This window comes from Rhizobium aethiopicum, from assembly GCF_014197535.1.
Classification (GTDB): domain Bacteria; phylum Pseudomonadota; class Alphaproteobacteria; order Rhizobiales; family Rhizobiaceae; genus Rhizobium; species Rhizobium aethiopicum_A.
Window position 1 is genome coordinate 195,764 of the sequence record NZ_JACIFV010000008.1, and the last position, 16,773, is coordinate 212,536.

Below are 16,773 nucleotides of genomic sequence, written 5' to 3' on the forward strand. Positions count from 1 at the left end.
GCTCGAAACTGTCATATTAAAGATTCCAGTCTTGATGCATAATTTTTGAAGAATTGACAACAAAAGCGGAGACGAAAATGTCCGACGAAATTGCAGCGCGCCTGACTGAGATGGGGATAACCCTGCCTGAAGCCGCAGCACCTGCCGCAAACTACGTTCCCTATGTCATCAGCGGCAATCTTCTCTACATCTCCGGGCAGCTGCCGCTCGACGGCGGCAAAGTCGCCGTATCGGGCCATCTCGGCAAGACCGTCGACGTAGCGAGCGGCCAGCGCGCCGCCGAACTCTGCGCCATCAACATCCTGGCCCAGGCCAAGGCCGCGCTCGGCGGCGACCTCGGCCGCATTCGGCGCGTCATCAAGGTGAACGGTTTCGTCGCCTCGGCGCCCGATTTCATCGAGCAGCATCTCGTCATCAACGGTGCTTCGAACCTGATCGCCGGTGTGCTCGGCGAGACCGGCAAACATGCGCGCGCCGCCGTCGGCATGGCCGCTCTGCCGCTGAACGCCGCCGTCGAGATCGACGCTATCATGGAAATCGCAGAATGACCAATGCGGACTGGATCAAGGACGTGCCGGTCGCCCATCGCGGCTATCACGACCTGAATAAGCTTGTCTGGGAGAATACGCTTTCGGCCTTCTCGCGCGCTGCCGAAGCCGGCTTTGCGATCGAATGCGACCTGCATTACGCCTCCGACGGCGTGCCGATCATCTTTCATGACGAGGATCTTCAGCGTCTGTGCAATCTGAACGGCGACATCCGCGAGCGCACCTCCCGGGAACTCGGGCTGATCGCCGTCGGCGGCACGGGCGACAAGGTGCCGACGCTCCGCCAACTCCTCGATCTTGTGCAGGGCAAGGTTCCGCTGGTGCTGGAGTTGAAGGGCCGTGAGGCCGATGACGAGGGTTTTGCCGAATCCGTCCTCGAAGTGCTGGAAGGCTATGAGGGCAAGGTTGCGCTGATGAGCTTCGACCATTGGCTGCTGCGCGATCTGAAGGCGCTTGGCTCGCCCTATCCGCTCGGGCTGACCGCCAATGGCAACACGCCGGAGGAGTTTGAGACCCATGCCAAGGCGATGGAGATCGGTCTCGATTTCATCTCCTATTATTATGACGACCTGCCGAATGCCTTCATCACGGGCGAACGCGACAAGGGCATTCCGGTTATCACCTGGACGGTGCGAGACGAAGAGGCGCGCCGGCGCACTTTTGCCAATGCAGACCAGATGACTTTCGAAGGCTTCGATCCGCGCGTGGCCGTTTGACGCTCGCTTTTTGGCCAAGATCATGCGCAGACTGAAACAGAGCCGAAACCCTCCTCCCACAGGCTTCGCATCCGCCGCATGACCGATGAACTGTCCATTCGCGTAGAACGCTCCTTCACCGCGATTTTCCCGGAGAGCTGGTCCAGGCTTTCCGGGGCGTCGAAGGGTGGCAACACGCTTGCCTATAACCCCTTCGTTTCGCATGCCTTTTTATCATCGCTGGAAGAATCCGGCTCGGCCACGGCCGAAACCGGTTGGCTCGGCCACCACCTGTTGCTCGAAACCGATCGCGGCGAGCTGATCGGCGCCCTGCCCGGCTACCTCAAGAGCCACAGCCAGGGCGAATATGTCTTCGACCACGGCTGGGCCGACGCCTTCGAGCGGGCCGGCGGGCGTTATTATCCCAAGCTGCAGTGCTCGATCCCATTTACACCCGCGACCGGCCCGCGTCTTCTCGTCGCCGAAGGGCTGCAGCGGCTGCCGATCCAGAGCGCGATTGCCGAAAGCCTGAAGGAGGTCGTGCGCCGGCTCGGTATTTCCTCGGCCCATATTACCTTCGTGCCGGACGAGGAGATCGGCGTCTTCGAGATGGATGGCTATCTGCACCGGACCGACCAGCAGTTTCATTTCATCAATGACGGCTATGCCAATCACGACGAGTTCCTCGAAACGCTCGCTTCGCGCAAACGCAAGGCATTGCGCAAGGAGCGTCGCACCGCGCTCGAAAACGGCATCAGCATCGACTGGCTGACCGGGCGCGATCTGACGGAGCGGATCTGGGACCAGTTCTTCAAATTCTACATGGATACCGGCGGCCGCAAATGGGGCCGGCCCTATCTCACCCGCAAATTCTACTCTCTGATCGGCGAGCGCATGGCCGACGATATCCTGCTCGTCATGGCCAAGCGCGACGGGCGCTATATTGCCGGCGCGATCAATTTCATCGGCGGCGATGCGCTCTACGGCCGTCACTGGGGCTGCATCGAGGACCACCCCTTCCTGCATTTCGAGGTCTGCTATCACCAGGGGATCGACTTCGCCCTGGCGAAGGGGTTGAAACGGGTCGAGGCCGGAGCGCAGGGCGAACATAAGCTCGCTCGCGGTTACCTGCCGGTGACGACGCATTCCGCCCATTATATCGCCCATGGCGGGCTGCGCCGCGCGATCGGCGATTATCTCGCGCGCGAGCGCGCCGATGTCGAACAGATGAGTGAACTGCTGAGCGAGCACAGCCCCTTCCGCAAGGGTGAGCGTCAGCAGGAGGATTGACGCCGCCCTGCCGAGCGCGCTACCCGATCAAATGGAACGTGAGGAGATTTCGCGATGACCAGCGCCTATGACGACAACAATATCTTCGCCAAGATCCTGCGCGGCGAAATTCCCTCGAACCGAATCTACGAGGACCAGCATACGGTGGCCTTCATGGATGTGATGCCGCAAGCGCCGGGCCACGTGCTCGTCGTTCCGAAGGCGCCTTCGCGCAATATTCTCGATGCCGATCCCGCCACCCTCGTCCATGCCATTACCGTCGTTCAAAAGGTCGCCCAGGCGGTCCAGGAAGTTTTCGACGCCGATGGCGTGTTCATCGCCCAGTTCAACGAACCGGCAGCCGGACAAACGGTGTTCCATCTGCATTTCCACATCATCCCCCGCCATGAGGGCGTGGCGCTCAAGCCGCATTCCGGCAGGATGGAGGACGGCGCCGTGCTTGCCGCCCATGCCGAAAAGATCCGGGCGGCCCTGGCATAACGCGAATTCCTGGCAACGACGGGAAACAAAAAAGGCCGCGGGTGACGCGGCCTTTTTTAATTCGGTGACGAGCTCTCACTTCTTGCGCGGAACCTTGGGAACCGTGCTTCCCTTCTTGGGAGCGTCGCGGACCTCGGGCTCGGCCTGCGGCACCGTCTTGGCGCGGGTCTTGCGGGCCGTCTTCGTCTTCAGCTCGCCATCATCCTCGTCGTCGGCTTCGGGATGCACGACCTCGGCTTCCGGCTTCGGCTTGATCGGCGCCGTATCCGGAATGGCTTCCAGCAGGATACCGGGCTTGCCATCTTCCTTCGGGCCGACGGTGACGTTGACGACGCCGCCCTTCTTCAGCTTGCCGAAGAGGATTTCGTTGGCGAGCGGCTTCTTAATCGTGTCCTGGATCACGCGGGCCAGCGGGCGGGCGCCCATCTTCTCGTCGTAACCCTTTTCTGCAAGCCAGGCGATCGCATCCTCGTGCAGGTCGAAGGTGACGTTCCTTTCGGAAAGCTGGGCCTCCAGCTGCATGATGAACTTCTGCACGACCTTGTGAATGACCGCCGTCGGCAGCGCCGCGAACGGAATGATCGCGTCGAGACGGTTGCGGAACTCCGGCGTGAAGAGACGGGTCAGCGCCTCCTCGTCCTCGCCGGTGCGCTTGGACGAGCCGAAGCCGATCGCGGCCTTGGCCATTTCGGAAGCGCCCGCATTCGTCGTCATTATCAGGATGACGTTGCGGAAGTCGATCTTCTTGCCGTTATGGTCGGTCAGGGTGCCGTGGTCCATAACCTGCAGAAGGATATTGTAGATATCCGGATGCGCCTTCTCGATTTCGTCGAGCAGGACCACGCAATGCGGATGCTGGTCAACGCCATCGGTCAGGAGACCACCCTGGTCGAAGCCGACATAGCCGGGAGGTGCGCCGAGCAGGCGCGAGACCGTGTGCCGCTCCATATATTCCGACATGTCGAAGCGCAGGAGCTCGACGCCGAGCGATGCTGCCAGCTGCTTTGCCACCTCGGTCTTGCCGACGCCGGTCGGACCGGAGAAGACATAGGCGCCGATCGGCTTGTTCGGCTCGCGAAGGCCGGCACGCGCCAGCTTGATCGATGTCGAAAGCGCTTCGATTGCGATGTCCTGGCCGTAGACGACCGAACGCAGTTCCTGCTCGAGATTGGCAAGCACGGCCTCATCGTCCTTGGAGACGGTCTTCGGCGGAATGCGGGCCATCGTCGCGATCGTCGCCTCGATCTCCTTTTCGGTGATCAGCTTGCGGCGCTTCGACGGCGGCAGCAGCATCTGGGCCGCACCCGTTTCGTCGATCACGTCGATCGCCTTATCAGGCAGCTTGCGGTCGGAGATGTAGCGGGCCGAGAGTTCGACGGCCGACTTGATGGCGTCGTTCGAATAGCGCAGGTGGTGATACTCTTCGAAATAGGGCTTCAGGCCCTTCATGATCTCGATCGCATCATTGATCGACGGCTCGCTGACGTCGATCTTCTGGAAACGACGCACCAGCGCCCGGTCCTTCTCGAAGAACTGGCGGTATTCCTTGTAGGTGGTCGAACCAATGCAACGGATCGCGCCCGACGACAGGGCCGGCTTCAACAGGTTCGATGCATCCATCGCGCCGCCCGAGGTGGCTCCGGCGCCGATCACCGTATGAATCTCGTCGATGAACAGCACGGCGCCCGGATATTCTTCCAGCTCCTTGACAACCTGCTTCAGGCGTTCCTCGAAGTCGCCACGGTAGCGTGTGCCGGCGAGCAGCGTACCCATGTCGAGCGAGAAGATCGTCGCATCGGCGAGCGCCTCGGGAACCTTGCCTTCGACGATGCGCTTGGCAAGGCCTTCGGCGATCGCCGTCTTGCCGACGCCGGGATCGCCGACATAGAGCGGATTGTTCTTCGAACGGCGGCACAGGATCTGAATGGTGCGGCTCACCTCGGCATGACGGCCGATCAGCGGGTCGATCTTACCGCCCTTGGCCTTCTCGTTGAGATTGACGCAATAGGCTTTGAGCGCATCCTGCTGCTTCTTGGGGCCGCCCTCTTCCTCGCCGCCGCGCGCCGTCGGCTTGCTCTCGGCCTCTTCTTCGGCGCCGCGCGGAGTGCGGGTCTCCGACGCGCCCGGCCGCTTGCCGATGCCGTGGGAGATGTAGTTGACGGCATCGTAGCGGGTCATCTCCTGCTCCTGCAGGAAATAGGCGGCATGGCTTTCGCGCTCGGCGAAGATCGCAACGAGCACGTTGGCGCCGGTCACTTCCTCGCGGCCGGATGACTGCACATGGATGACGGCGCGCTGGATGACACGCTGGAAACCGGAGGTCGGCTTGGAATCCTCGTCGTAACCCGTGATCAGATTGGAAAGTTCGTTGTCGACATATTCGACGAGCGTCTTGCGCAGCGCATCGAGATCGACATTGCAGGCGCCCATGACCGCGGCCGCATCGGCATCGTCGATCAGTGCGAGCAGCAGATGCTCGAGCGTCGCATATTCATGATGCCGCTCGTTGGCAAAGGTCAGTGCCTGATGGAGCGCCTTCTCTAAACTAGGCGAAAATGTTGGCACGTTCAGATCCTCACTTCTTTTCCATGACGCATTGCAGCGGATGCTGGTGTTGCCGGGCGAAGTCCATCACCTGGCTGACCTTCGTTTCCGCTACCTCGTATGTGAATATTCCGCACTCGCCGACGCCGTGATTGTGGACATGGAGCATGATGCGGGTGGCACTTTCACGGTCCTTCTGAAAAAAACGCTCCAGAATATGAATGACGAATTCCATGGGCGTATAATCGTCATTCAAAAGCAGCACGCGATAGAGGTTGGGCTTCTTGGTCTTCGGCTTGGTGCGCGTGATGACCGAGGTTCCGCGATTTCCGTTGTCCCCGTTCCTTTCGCTATCGTTCTGCATCCGGATCGGCTTTGCGATCATTGTCATTCATTCCTCGATCAATCCGGCGGAGCATGGGAGGGTGCTTTTCCCGTCGAATATCTGAAACACTAACTTAGTTCATAATGGGCCGATTTTAAGCCCCCTGTCAGACACTGCAATCAAGAAATGCCGGCATGCACGGGAAAGACCTAAAAAGTCCCCGGACGGCCCGCATGCGGGCGCAGCAATGAAAGTGGAAACAAAAAAGACCGGCTACAGATGCGTAGCCGGCCTTAATTTTTCAATATGTAGCGCAGGTTGCGCATTCGACGTTGCTTCAGGCAGCAGCGGGGGTCGCCGGCTGCGGCGATTTCGGCGACTTGACTACGCCAGCGGCAGCAGCAGCGATCGGCGCCTCATAGGGCTTGTACGCGGATTTGGCGAGATCGGCGTACATTTCGCCGAGCTTCGTCGTTTCGGAGACGAAGCTCTCATAGGCCGACTTGACGTAGCTGGTCTGCAGTTCGAAAGCGGCCTCGAAGCTCCTGACGCCCGCCAAAGTTTCGAAATGCGTTACGGCATCCTGAAAGGACTTCTTCGAATATTCAGCAGCTTCGGCGGCGATCGCCTGAAAGCCCCTGGTCGTGTCGGAATAGGTTCTCAGCGCCGTGTCGACGGCTTCCTTGCTCTTTTTGTTGGCTTCGTCAAAGTTGAACATGGCCGTCCTCCGTTGGGCTGTTGGATGGCGGCAGGGTAGCCGCAATGCACAAATAGTCAAGTAGTCTTGTGCGGCGCAAAACATCTCACGGTTGTGTTACAGCAGTAAGACAAAGCGAGCGAGCCGGTGAACGTACCTCTTTAACGGTTTTTGCTAATATATGGTACAATGCCACAACCAGGCGTTTTAAAAAAAATTTGATTCGGCAGCAAAAAAACAAAAAAGACCGGGCGGATGTCGCCGCCCGGTCCACTTCAAGCTCTCATGCACGATCAAAGATCGACGTCGAGGATCGCCATCGAAAAGTTGTAGGAGCGGTCGCCGTCTTCGTCATCGACATAGACGACGCCCAGAAATTCTTCGCCGAGATAGACTTCCGCAGAATCATTCTTACGCGGACGCGCCTTGACGACGATCTGCGGGTTGAGCGTACGTTTGAAGTAGGCGTCGAGCTTCTTGATTTCTTCTGGCTTCACTCTGTCATCTCCGTAAGCGGTCTTGATTGGCCGCTTCTTGCACAGGAAAAGCAGCGGTGTAAAGGCAAGGTTGCCACTTGGCGTGGCCTGTCCCCGTCCGGTGCCTGCCGACCTTCCCTCATCCCTTAGCGCTCAGATATCGGCGCCAATCACCTGGTCCATGTTGCGCGACGGCTCGGAACAACCGGCCTCGCCGACGACCTTGGCCGGAACGCCTGCTACCGTCTTCTTCGGCGGCACCGCCTTCAGCACGACGGAACCTGCGGCAACGCGCGAGCAATAGCCGATCTCGATATTGCCGAGGATCTTGGCGCCGGCGCCGATCATGACGCCGCTGCCGATCTTCGGGTGACGGTCGGCGCCCTCTTTGCCGGTGCCGCCGAGCGTCACACCATGTAGGATCGAAACATTGTCGCCGATGACGGCCGTCTCGCCGACGACCAGGCCGGTCGCATGATCGAGGAAGATGCCCTTGCCGATACGAGCCGCGGGATTGATGTCGGTCTGGAAGACGCTGGAGGAGCGGCTCTGCAGATAGAGCGCAAAATCGCGCCGGCCGCGGTTCAGCAGCCAGTGGGCGAGACGATGCGTCTGCAGCGCATGGAAACCCTTGAAATAAAGCACCGCCTCCATGAAGCGCAGGCAGGCCGGATCGCGGTCATAGATGGCCTGGATGTCGACGCGCAGGATGGAACTCCACTCCGGCCAGTCGATGAGCATTTCCTCGAAAGTCTGACGCAGCAGGTTCGCCTGCATATCGGGATGATCGAGACGTTCGCAGATGCGGTGGATGACGCATTCCTCAAGCGAATGGTAATTGATGACCGTCGAGTAGAGAAAGGCGGCAAGAACCGGGTCTTTTTCGGCCGCGATCCGAGCTTCCTCGCGCAGGCTGTCCCAGATGGGGTCCATCACCTTCAGCGGATGGCCAGTCTCAAAAGCACGAATATCTGTCTTGGCGACCATCGCCGCTCTCCTCGTTGCCAGCCGGAATGCCGTTTTCGGAATGCCCATATATAGTGGAAAACGCCAATAACATAAATGGGTGCCGTCACCATGGTTTTTTAGCATGATTTTTCGGCATCACGATGATGTCACCCCTCGGCGACCCTTGCGTAGAAGGCCAGCACCGCCTGCTTGAAAACCTTGTCGCCGACGGCGAGCATGTGATCACGGCCGGGAATATCGAGCGCTTCGGCCTCGGGCATCAGGGCGGCCAGTTCCTGCGGCGAGCCGGCGATATCGTCCTTGGTGCCGACGCCGATCAGTGTCGGCATGTCGAGCTTGCCCATATCGGAGCGAGCGACGAGGTCGCGCGAGCCGCGGATGCAGGCGGCAAGCGCAGTGCGGTCGCTCTTCGTCTGCTCGGCGAAGGCGCGGAACATGCGGCCGCGCTCATGCGTCACGACCTCCAGCGACGGAGCAAGCAGCGCATCGGCGATCGGGTCCCAGTCGCCGACCCCATCGGTCATGCCGATGCCGAGGCCGCCGAGCACCAGCGAGCGGACGCGATGCGGATTGGCGAGTGCCGCAAAAACGGAAATGCGCGCGCCCATCGAATAGCCCATGAGATTGGCCTCAGGGATGCCGAGATGATCGAGCAAGGCGATCGCATCGCCGGCCATGACCCAGGGGCGATAGGCTTCGGCATCGTGCGGCTTGTCGCTCGCGCCATGGCCGCGATTGTCGATGGCGATCACCCGATAGCCGGCATCTCCCAACGTCTTCAACCATCCCGGATGCACCCAGTTGACGTTCGCCGTCGAGGCAAAACCATGGATCAGCAGGACAGGCACGCCGGACGGGTCGCCCTCATCGAAAAAGGCGATCTCCAATCCGTCATGAGTGAAGCTTGAAAATGCAGGTGTATTCAGGTTCATCGGGCCTTCCTTTTGGCGCGACCATAGTCGAGCCGCCTCTCGGCGTGAAGCCAAAATAGTGGGTAAAAACTGTGCCCGGCGCGGCGCTTTGGCTCTACACATTTGCGGCGAAGGCTTATAAGGTCCGCGCACTTTCAAAGCATTCGGAGAGCGACATGGCCGGCCACAACATTCCCCACTTCCAGAACGACGGCGGTCATCGCGTCATCGAAGTCGGCGTCAAGGAATTCATGTGCACCGGCGCTTCGGTTCCTTTCGACCATCCGCATATCTTCATCGACATGGGCGACGACAACGAGAAGGTCTGTTCCTACTGCTCGACGCTTTACCGCTATAATCCTTCTCTCAAGCCGAGCCAGACCAATCCGGCCGGCTGCGTTTTCCACGTGAAGGCGGCGTAAACCGTCCAGAATCCGGATCGGACCTGATAATGCCGGTCGAACATGCCGCCATCATCGGCGCCGGCATTGCCGGGCTGACCGCTGCGCTTGCGCTTTCGCGGCGGGGCATCAGTTCGGAGATTTTCGAGCAGGCGGATGAACTCGCCGAGGTCGGCGCCGGCTTGCAGGTTTCGCCGAACGCCTCCCGCATTCTGGCAGAACTCGGTGTCCTCGAGGGACTTTCAAAAGTCTGGCTCGAACCGGAGGCGATCCGGCTGATGTCAGGCGCTTCGCTGCGCCAGCTTGCGGCCGTGCCGGCCGGCAAATTCGCGCGGGAGCGCTGGGGGGCACCCTATGGCGTGCTGCATCGCGCCACATTGCAGAATGCACTTCTCACCGCAGTCGAAGCCGATCCGCTCTGCCGGCTTCATCTCGGCGTGCGAATGGAATCGAATTCGCCGCCTGTCGAGCGGGCTGCCGATGTCGTCATCGGCGCGGACGGCGTCTGGTCGAAGCTCCGGCAATCCGTGCCCGGCAGCCCCTCACCGCGCTTTTCCGGCAATATCGCCTATCGCTTCACCCTTGCTGAAGGCGAGGCGCCGGGTTTTCTCGACCGGACAAGCGTTTCGGCTTTCCTCGGCGGATCGGCGCATCTCGTCTGCTACCCGCTGAGGGAGACCGCCAGCATCAACATGGTGGCGATCACCGTGGGCAATGCCGCACCGCAGGCCTGGGGAAACGAGCCGACGGCAGAGCAGCGCACAAGGCTCAGGGCGCAGCTTTCCGGCTGGAACAGCGCGATCGTGTCGCTGCTGGAAAAACAGCCGAAGCTGACGTTCTGGCCGCTCTTCGGAACCACGTCGGGCGCGTGGCAGGACGGCCGCAGGACGGTTCTGATCGGCGACGCCGCGCATGCGATGATGCCCTTTGCCGCCCAGGGAGCGGCCATGGCGATCGAAGACGCCTACGAACTTGCCGCGGTTCTTTCAAACCGTCCGGTGGCGGAAGCACTGGCGCTCTTTGAAAGGCATCGCGCGCCGCGCATTGCAAAGCTTCGCCAGCGCGGCGCCTTCAACAAATTTGCCTATCATGCGAAGGGGCCGATCCGGATCGGCCGTGATCTCGTGCTCGGCCTGAAGCCGCCACAGAGCCTGGCGGCCGATCTCGACTGGATTTACGGCTACCGGGCCCCGAGCACGCTGTAAGGCGCTGCAAGCGGCCGCAGCGCCCTAAAGCGCGTCGCGATCTTTCAGATTCGCTCCCTGCGCTTTAGGTGTTTGTTTTACGCATGTCCTTGCCGCAAAACCGCTGCACACTTTTGCGCGACATGCTTTAGCCGCAACTGCTCAGACGGCGCTTGCCGCCGCAAAACCCCGTTCGATATCGGCCTTGAGGTCGGCCACATCTTCTAGGCCGATCTGCAGGCGGATGACCGGCCCCTCCTTCGGCGCCTTGGCGACCTTGCGGTCGTTCAGATTGGCCTGTAGCGCGAGGCTTTCAAAGCCTCCCCAGGAATAGCCGAGACCGAAAATGCTGAGCGCGTCGAGGAAAGCATGTGCCTTTGTCTTGAATTTCTCGGGGCTCTCCGCGGCAAGCACGAAGGAAAAGATACCGCTTGCGCCCGTAAAATCGCGCTTCCAGATATTGTGAGAGGGGAAACTCGGCAGCGCCGGATGCAGCACCCGGGCGACATCCTCCCTGCCCTCCAGCCACTCGGCGATATCAAGCGCGCTTTGATAATGGCGCTCGAGGCGCAGGCCCATGCTGCGCAATCCGCGCAGGATCTGATAAGCATCGTCGGGCGCGCCACAGATGCCGAGCACGCCGTTCGCCTCCTTCAGCCGCTCCCAGTGCGCGGCATTGGCCGACACCGTTCCGAGCAGGATGTCGGAATGACCGGATGGATATTTGGTCGCTGCATGGATGGAGATGTCGACGCCGTGATCGAGCGGCCTGAAATAGAGCGGCGTCGCCCAGGTATTGTCCATCATGACGACGGCGCCATGGCGATGGGCGACCGCCGCGATCGCCGGAATATCCTGCATTTCGAAGGTATTGGAGCCTGGAGCCTCGGTATGGACGAGCCTGGTGTTCGGCCGGAACAGCGCCTCGATGCCGGCGCCGATCGCCGGATCATAATATTCCACCTCGACACCGAGCCGCTTCAGCATCGTATCGCAGAAATGGCGGGTCGGGCCATAAACCGAATCGACGACGAGTGCGTGATCGCCGGCGGCTGCGAAGCCCAGGAACGGAATGGTGACGGCCGCCAGCCCCGAGGGAACGAGGATCGTGCCGGCCGAACCTTCGAGCGCATCGATCGCCTCGCAGAGCGCGTCCGTCGTCGGCGTACCGCGCGTTCCATAGGTGTATTTCTGCGAGCGCTTGTCCATCGTCGCCGCGTTCGGAAACAGCACCGTCGAGGCATGCACGACCGGCGGATTGACGAAGCCGTGATAGTCGAAGGGGTCGTTGCCGATATGGGTCAGGCGGGTATTGATGCCGGCGGTCTGCAGCAAGCTGTCTTTGTCTTTCATGTGGGAAATAGCCTTTGGCGAGGGGCGCAAAACCAGACTTTTGGACGCCTCGACCGGTCCGGTCAACCCCTCGAAGAGAGGACCGCAGTCGCTAGGTTTTTCCAAATTCGCGTTATTTTTCCGCAATTGGGCGCTCATTTCCTAGCCAACCGCCTTCGAATGTGGCGCAATCCGGCAAAATGCTGAATTTTGCCGCAATTATTGATGGCGACACTTGACCATGGTGACATTTGCGACTGTGATAGGGTACTCGCGCCGGGAGGGTGTCGAGACGATGGGGGTGGCAGAGTTTTTTCCGCCGGAACGCCCCGCAAGAAATAATACAACGGAAAAGGTTGGGAAAAAAATGAAGAACAAGCTTCTGTCCGCCGCGATCGGCGCAGCAGTTTTCGCTCTTGGCACCTCGGCTGCTTCGGCCACCACACTCGGCGATGTAAAGGCAAAGGGTTTCATTCAGTGCGGCGTCAACACCGGTCTCGCCGGCTTCGCCGCGCCTGACGCTTCCGGCAATTGGGCGGGCTTCGACGTCGACTTCTGCAAGGCCGTCGCTTCTGCCGTGTTCGGCGACCCCACCAAGGTGAAGTTCACGCCGCTCAGCGCCGCCAATCGCTTCCCTGCCCTGCAGTCGGGTGAAATCGACGTCCTCGCCCGCAATACGACCTGGTCGATCAACCGCGATACGGCACTCGGCCTGAACTTCCGTTTCGTCAACTATTATGACGGCCAGGGCTTCATGGTCCGCAAGAGCCTCAACGTGAAGTCGGCATTGGAACTCTCCGGCGCGTCCGTGTGCGTCCAGTCGGGCACGACCACCGAGCTCAACCTCGCCGACTATTTCAAGGCGAACAACCTTCAGTACAATCCGGTCGTCTTCGAAAAGCTGGACGAGGTCAACGCCGCCTATGATGCCGGCCGTTGCGACGTCTACACCACCGACCAGTCCGGTCTCTATTCGCTGCGCCTGACGCTGAAGAACCCGGACGAACACGCGATTCTGCCGGAAATCATCTCCAAGGAACCGCTCGCCCCGGCCGTTCGTCAGGGTGACGACCAGTGGTTCGATATCGTCAGCTGGGTCGGCTATGCCATGATCAATGCTGAAGAGTTCGGCATCACCCAGGCCAATGTCGACGACATGAAGAACTCGCCGAACCCTGACATCAAGCGTTTCCTCGGCGTCGAGGCGGATACCAAGATCGGCACCGATCTCGGCCTGACCAACGACTGGGCTTACAATATCGTCAAGAACGTCGGCAATTACGGCGAAGTCTTCGAGCGCAACATCGGCCAGGGCAGCCCGCTCAAGATTGCGCGCGGCCTCAACGCCCTGTGGAACAAGGGTGGCATCCAGTACGCTCCGCCGGTTCGCTGAGCGGCATCACGCATGAAGTCGGAAAGGCGGGCGACCGCCTTTCCCCTCCAATAAAAAAGCTCCGAAAAGGAGCATAATGGGGAATTGGCCAAGCATGACGCATCAGGCTTTGGATTCAACACGTATATCCAGGAGCGGCTGGAGCTTTCAGTCCGCCCTCTACGACCCGACAATTCGGGGCATTTTCTTCCAGGTTCTCACCATCGTCCTGCTGGTCGTCTTCGTCTGGTGGGTTGCGCACAACACTGCCGTCAATCTGGCGCGCGCTAACATCGCGTCGGGCTTCGGTTTTCTGAACGGCCGTGCCGGCTTCGAGGTCGGTCAGTCGCTGATTGCCTATTCAAGCGATTCGACCTACGGCCGCGCGCTGCTGGTCGGCTTTTTGAACACGTTGCTGATCGCCATCACCGGCATCATCACCGCCACCATCATCGGCTTCATCATCGGCATCGGCCGCCTTTCACGGAACTGGTTGATTGCCAAACTGTGCACGGTTTATGTCGAAGTCTTCCGCAATATCCCGCCGCTGCTTGTCATCTTCTTCTGGTATTCGGGTGTTCTGGCGGTTCTGCCTAATGCGCGCGAGTCACTGCATCTGCCGCTCGGGGCGTATCTGAACAACCGTGGGCTTTCCTTCCCCAAGCCGATTTTCGGCGAGACTTTCTGGCTCGTCGGCGTCGCCTTGGTCGTCGCGATCATCGCCGTTATCGTCACGGCCCGATGGGCGCATCGCCGGCAGGCAGCGACAGGCCAGCCGTTCCATACGATCTGGGCTTCGATCGGCCTGCTGATCGGCCTACCGTTGATCGTCTTCCTGGTCGCAGGCGCGCCGCTTTCCTTCGATTATCCGATCGCGGGCAAATTCAACCTCACCGGCGGCTCCGTCGTCGGGCCGGAATTCATGTCGCTCTTCCTGGCGCTTTCCTTCTACACCGCTGCCTTCATCGCCGAGATCGTGCGCGCGGGCATTCGCGGCGTGCCGAAGGGACAGACGGAAGCGGCAGGCGCACTCGGTCTTCACCCCTCGTCGATCACCCGGCTGGTCGTCATTCCGCAGGCCTTCCGCATCATCATTCCGCCGCTGAGCAGCCAGTACCTCAATCTGACCAAGAACTCGTCGCTGGCGATCGCCATCGGTTTTGCCGATCTCGTCGCCGTCGGCAGCACGACGCTGAACCAGACCGGTCAGGCTGTCGAGGTGATCCTCATCTGGATGGTCATTTACCTCAGCCTCAGTGTCGTAACTTCGCTGTTGATGAACTGGTTCAATGCCAAGATGGCGCTGGTGGAGAGGTAAGATGAGCAACGCTTTCGTCAGAACCGCCATACTGGCGCCGGAACCGCCGCCCTCGGCAGAGAAAGGCCCGGTTGCTTGGATTCGCCGTAACCTGCTTGCGACGCCCAAGGACATCGTCCTAACCGTCCTGGCGCTGGTCTTTGTCGTTTGGGCCCTCCTGCACGCGCTCGACTGGCTCTTCGTGCAGGCGGTTTGGAGCGGCCCGGACCGCACCTTCTGCGCCACTGCCGTACAGGGTGGCATCCAGCCGGATGGCTGGAGCGGTGCATGCTGGGCCTTCGTCAGTGCCAAATTCGACCAGTTCATCTTTGGACGTTATCCGCTCGACGAGCGCTGGCGCCCGACGCTGGTCGGCATTCTTTTCGTACTCCTATTAGTGCCGATGCTCATCCCTTCGGCGCCGCGTAAGGGCATCAACGCCCTCCTGCTCTTCGGCGTGCTGCCGATTGTTTCCTTCTTTCTGCTTTACGGCGGATTTGGCCTGGAAATCGTCGAGACCCCACTCTGGGGCGGGCTGCTGGTGACGCTGGTGCTCTCTTTCGTCGGCATCGCCGTCTCCTTCCCGCTTGGCATCATCCTGGCGCTCGGAAGGCGCTCGCAGATGCCGGTCATCCGCACGTTCTGCGTCGTTTTCATCGAAGTCGTCCGCGGCGTGCCGCTGATTACGGTCCTGTTCATGGCGAGCGTCATGCTGCCGCTTTTCCTGCCGGCCGGCTGGACGGTAGACAAGCTCCTGCGCGCTATCATCGGGGTATCGATCTTCGCCTCCGCCTATATGGCGGAAGTCATCCGCGGCGGCCTGCAGGCTATTCCCAAGGGCCAGTTCGAGGGGGCGGATTCGCTCGGGCTGGGCTACTGGCAGAAGATGCGGTTGGTGATCATGCCGCAGGCAATCAAGCTGGTGATTCCTGGCATCGTCAACACCTTCATCGGCATGTTCAAGGACACCTCGCTGGTATCGATCATCAGCATGTTCGACCTTCTCGGCATCGTTCGCCTTAACTTCGTCGATCCGAACTGGGCAACCGCAGTAACGCCGCTGACGGGGCTGATATTCGCCGGCTTCGCCTTCTGGCTTTTCTGCTTCGGCATGTCGCGCTATTCAGCATTCATCGAACGTCACCTCGACACCGGCCACAAACGATAAGAATGAGGGAAATAATCATGGCTGAAGCTCCAGCGAAGAAGCTCACCGTTTCCGCAACGGAAGTGGCGATCGAAATCATCAACATGAACAAGTGGTACGGCGATTTCCACGTGCTGCGCGACATCAACCTGAAGGTCATGCGCGGCGAGCGCATCGTCATCGCCGGCCCGTCCGGCTCGGGCAAATCCACGATGATCCGTTGCATCAATCGGTTGGAAGAGCACCAGAAGGGCCAGATCATCGTCGACGGCACCGAGCTCACCAACGATCTGAAGAAGATCGACGAGGTGCGCCGCGAGGTCGGCATGGTGTTCCAGCACTTCAACCTCTTCCCGCACTTGACGATCCTCGAAAATTGCACGCTGGCGCCGATCTGGGTGCGCAAGATGCCGAAGAAGCAGGCGGAAGAAATCGCCATGCACTTCCTGAAGCGGGTCAAGATCCCCGAACAGGCCAATAAATATCCGGGCCAGCTTTCCGGCGGTCAGCAGCAGCGCGTGGCCATCGCCCGGTCGCTCTGCATGAACCCGAAGATCATGTTGTTCGACGAGCCGACTTCGGCACTCGATCCGGAAATGATCAAGGAAGTGCTCGACACTATGGTCGGCCTCGCGGAAGAAGGAATGACCATGCTCTGCGTCACCCACGAAATGGGTTTTGCGCGCCAAGTCGCCAACCGCGTCATCTTCATGGATCAGGGGCAGATCGTCGAGCAGAATTCGCCGGCCGAATTCTTCGACAATCCGCAGCACGAGCGCACCAAGCTGTTCCTCAGCCAGATCCTGCACTGACCCCGAACGCTGAACTTGTTGAAGACTCGCCGCACCCTTTGGGTTCGGCGGGTCTTTCATGTTCAGCGGGCGGCGGCCTGTAACAGATTGCAGATACCGGCAGCAGGACCGGAATCGCCGCCGCCCGAGTGCGGGCCGATCTCCTGGATTGGTTCATTGAGAGGCCGCCACGCTGGCGCGGTCTCGGCCATGCCTAGATGTGAGCTTTCGGGAGGTTGTCCATTCGGAGCGGATCGAGGAGACTGGAGCTACCACATCTCGAGTCGGAGGGATCGCCGCGAATGAACATTCAT

Annotated in this window: 17 protein-coding genes; 10 read left to right on the forward strand and 7 right to left on the reverse strand. The window is 60.3% G+C overall.

Annotated elements, in window-relative coordinates; genetic code table 11:
- The first annotated feature begins 77 nt into the window (after positions 1-77).
- The 4 genes from GGD53_RS14135 to GGD53_RS14150 all read left to right on the forward strand — a co-directional run bounded on the left by GGD53_RS14135 (position 78) and on the right by GGD53_RS14150 (position 3,013).
- The gene (locus tag GGD53_RS14135; protein ID WP_184456936.1) at positions 78-548 is read left to right on the forward strand and encodes a RidA family protein; all 471 of its coding nucleotides are present in this window, start codon (positions 78-80) and stop codon (positions 546-548) included.
- Complete coding sequence (locus GGD53_RS14140) at positions 545-1,264, forward strand: glycerophosphodiester phosphodiesterase (RefSeq protein WP_184456938.1); 720 nt, start codon at positions 545-547, stop codon at positions 1,262-1,264. Before GGD53_RS14135 ends, GGD53_RS14140 begins: the two co-directional genes overlap by 4 nt.
- A gap of 78 nt (positions 1,265-1,342) precedes the next feature.
- Positions 1,343-2,533 (forward strand): GNAT family N-acetyltransferase, encoded by a 1,191-nt coding sequence (locus GGD53_RS14145; protein ID WP_184456940.1) that lies wholly within the window; start codon positions 1,343-1,345, stop codon positions 2,531-2,533.
- Between the two features lie 54 nt (positions 2,534-2,587).
- On the forward strand, positions 2,588-3,013 hold the full coding sequence (locus GGD53_RS14150) for an HIT family protein (protein WP_184456942.1): 426 nt from the start codon (positions 2,588-2,590) through the stop codon (positions 3,011-3,013).
- Between the two features lie 75 nt (positions 3,014-3,088).
- On the opposite strand, the gene clpA is transcribed toward GGD53_RS14150, so the two are convergent.
- The 6 genes from clpA to GGD53_RS14180 form a co-directional block, all read right to left on the reverse strand.
- The gene (clpA, locus tag GGD53_RS14155; RefSeq protein ID WP_064802257.1) at positions 3,089-5,578 is read right to left on the reverse strand and encodes an ATP-dependent Clp protease ATP-binding subunit ClpA; all 2,490 of its coding nucleotides are present in this window, start codon (positions 5,576-5,578) and stop codon (positions 3,089-3,091) included.
- A gap of 10 nt (positions 5,579-5,588) precedes the next feature.
- Complete coding sequence (clpS, locus tag GGD53_RS14160; protein WP_008526939.1) at positions 5,589-5,942, reverse strand: ATP-dependent Clp protease adapter ClpS; 354 nt, start codon at positions 5,940-5,942, stop codon at positions 5,589-5,591.
- Positions 5,943-6,219: 277 nt separating this feature from the next.
- On the reverse strand, positions 6,220-6,600 hold the full coding sequence (locus GGD53_RS14165) for a phasin family protein (protein WP_184456944.1): 381 nt from the start codon (positions 6,598-6,600) through the stop codon (positions 6,220-6,222).
- A 272-nt stretch (positions 6,601-6,872) separates the two neighbouring features.
- Positions 6,873-7,076 carry a DUF3126 family protein gene (locus GGD53_RS14170; RefSeq protein ID WP_008526943.1) on the reverse strand — a complete coding sequence of 68 codons (204 nt, stop codon included), beginning with the start codon at positions 7,074-7,076 and terminating at the stop codon, positions 6,873-6,875.
- 132 nt (positions 7,077-7,208) lie between these two features.
- Entirely contained in the window at positions 7,209-8,042 is an 834-nt protein-coding gene (gene cysE / locus GGD53_RS14175; protein ID WP_184456946.1) for a serine O-acetyltransferase, read from the reverse strand.
- 128 nt (positions 8,043-8,170) lie between these two features.
- Positions 8,171-8,956, reverse strand: a complete 786-nt coding sequence (locus tag GGD53_RS14180; RefSeq protein WP_184456948.1) for an alpha/beta fold hydrolase — start codon at positions 8,954-8,956, stop codon at positions 8,171-8,173.
- A gap of 155 nt (positions 8,957-9,111) precedes the next feature.
- Between GGD53_RS14180 and GGD53_RS14185 the strand changes: the two genes are divergently transcribed.
- Positions 9,112-9,357 (forward strand): zinc-finger domain-containing protein, encoded by a 246-nt coding sequence (locus tag GGD53_RS14185; protein WP_064802251.1) that lies wholly within the window; start codon positions 9,112-9,114, stop codon positions 9,355-9,357.
- A 29-nt stretch (positions 9,358-9,386) separates the two neighbouring features.
- Positions 9,387-10,541, forward strand: a complete 1,155-nt coding sequence (locus tag GGD53_RS14190; protein ID WP_184456950.1) for an FAD-dependent monooxygenase — start codon at positions 9,387-9,389, stop codon at positions 10,539-10,541.
- A gap of 141 nt (positions 10,542-10,682) precedes the next feature.
- On the opposite strand, the gene GGD53_RS14195 is transcribed toward GGD53_RS14190, so the two are convergent.
- Complete coding sequence (locus tag GGD53_RS14195; protein WP_184456952.1) at positions 10,683-11,873, reverse strand: cystathionine beta-lyase; 1,191 nt, start codon at positions 11,871-11,873, stop codon at positions 10,683-10,685.
- A gap of 346 nt (positions 11,874-12,219) precedes the next feature.
- Here GGD53_RS14195 and GGD53_RS14200 point away from each other — a divergent pair, with 346 nt between their 5' ends.
- From GGD53_RS14200 to GGD53_RS14215, 4 genes are all read left to right on the forward strand, one after another.
- Positions 12,220-13,245, forward strand: coding sequence for an amino acid ABC transporter substrate-binding protein (locus GGD53_RS14200; RefSeq protein ID WP_184456954.1), 1,026 nt, complete (start codon positions 12,220-12,222; stop codon positions 13,243-13,245).
- A gap of 94 nt (positions 13,246-13,339) precedes the next feature.
- On the forward strand, positions 13,340-14,542 hold the full coding sequence (locus GGD53_RS14205) for an amino acid ABC transporter permease (RefSeq protein WP_184456956.1): 1,203 nt from the start codon (positions 13,340-13,342) through the stop codon (positions 14,540-14,542).
- A gap of 1 nt (position 14,543) precedes the next feature.
- Positions 14,544-15,689 carry an amino acid ABC transporter permease gene (locus GGD53_RS14210; RefSeq protein ID WP_184456958.1) on the forward strand — a complete coding sequence of 382 codons (1,146 nt, stop codon included), beginning with the start codon at positions 14,544-14,546 and terminating at the stop codon, positions 15,687-15,689.
- Between the two features lie 17 nt (positions 15,690-15,706).
- Positions 15,707-16,480: an amino acid ABC transporter ATP-binding protein gene (locus GGD53_RS14215; RefSeq protein WP_038688615.1), complete on the forward strand. Its 774-nt coding sequence runs from the start codon at positions 15,707-15,709 to the stop codon at positions 16,478-16,480.
- Positions 16,481-16,773: the final 293 nt, after the last annotated feature.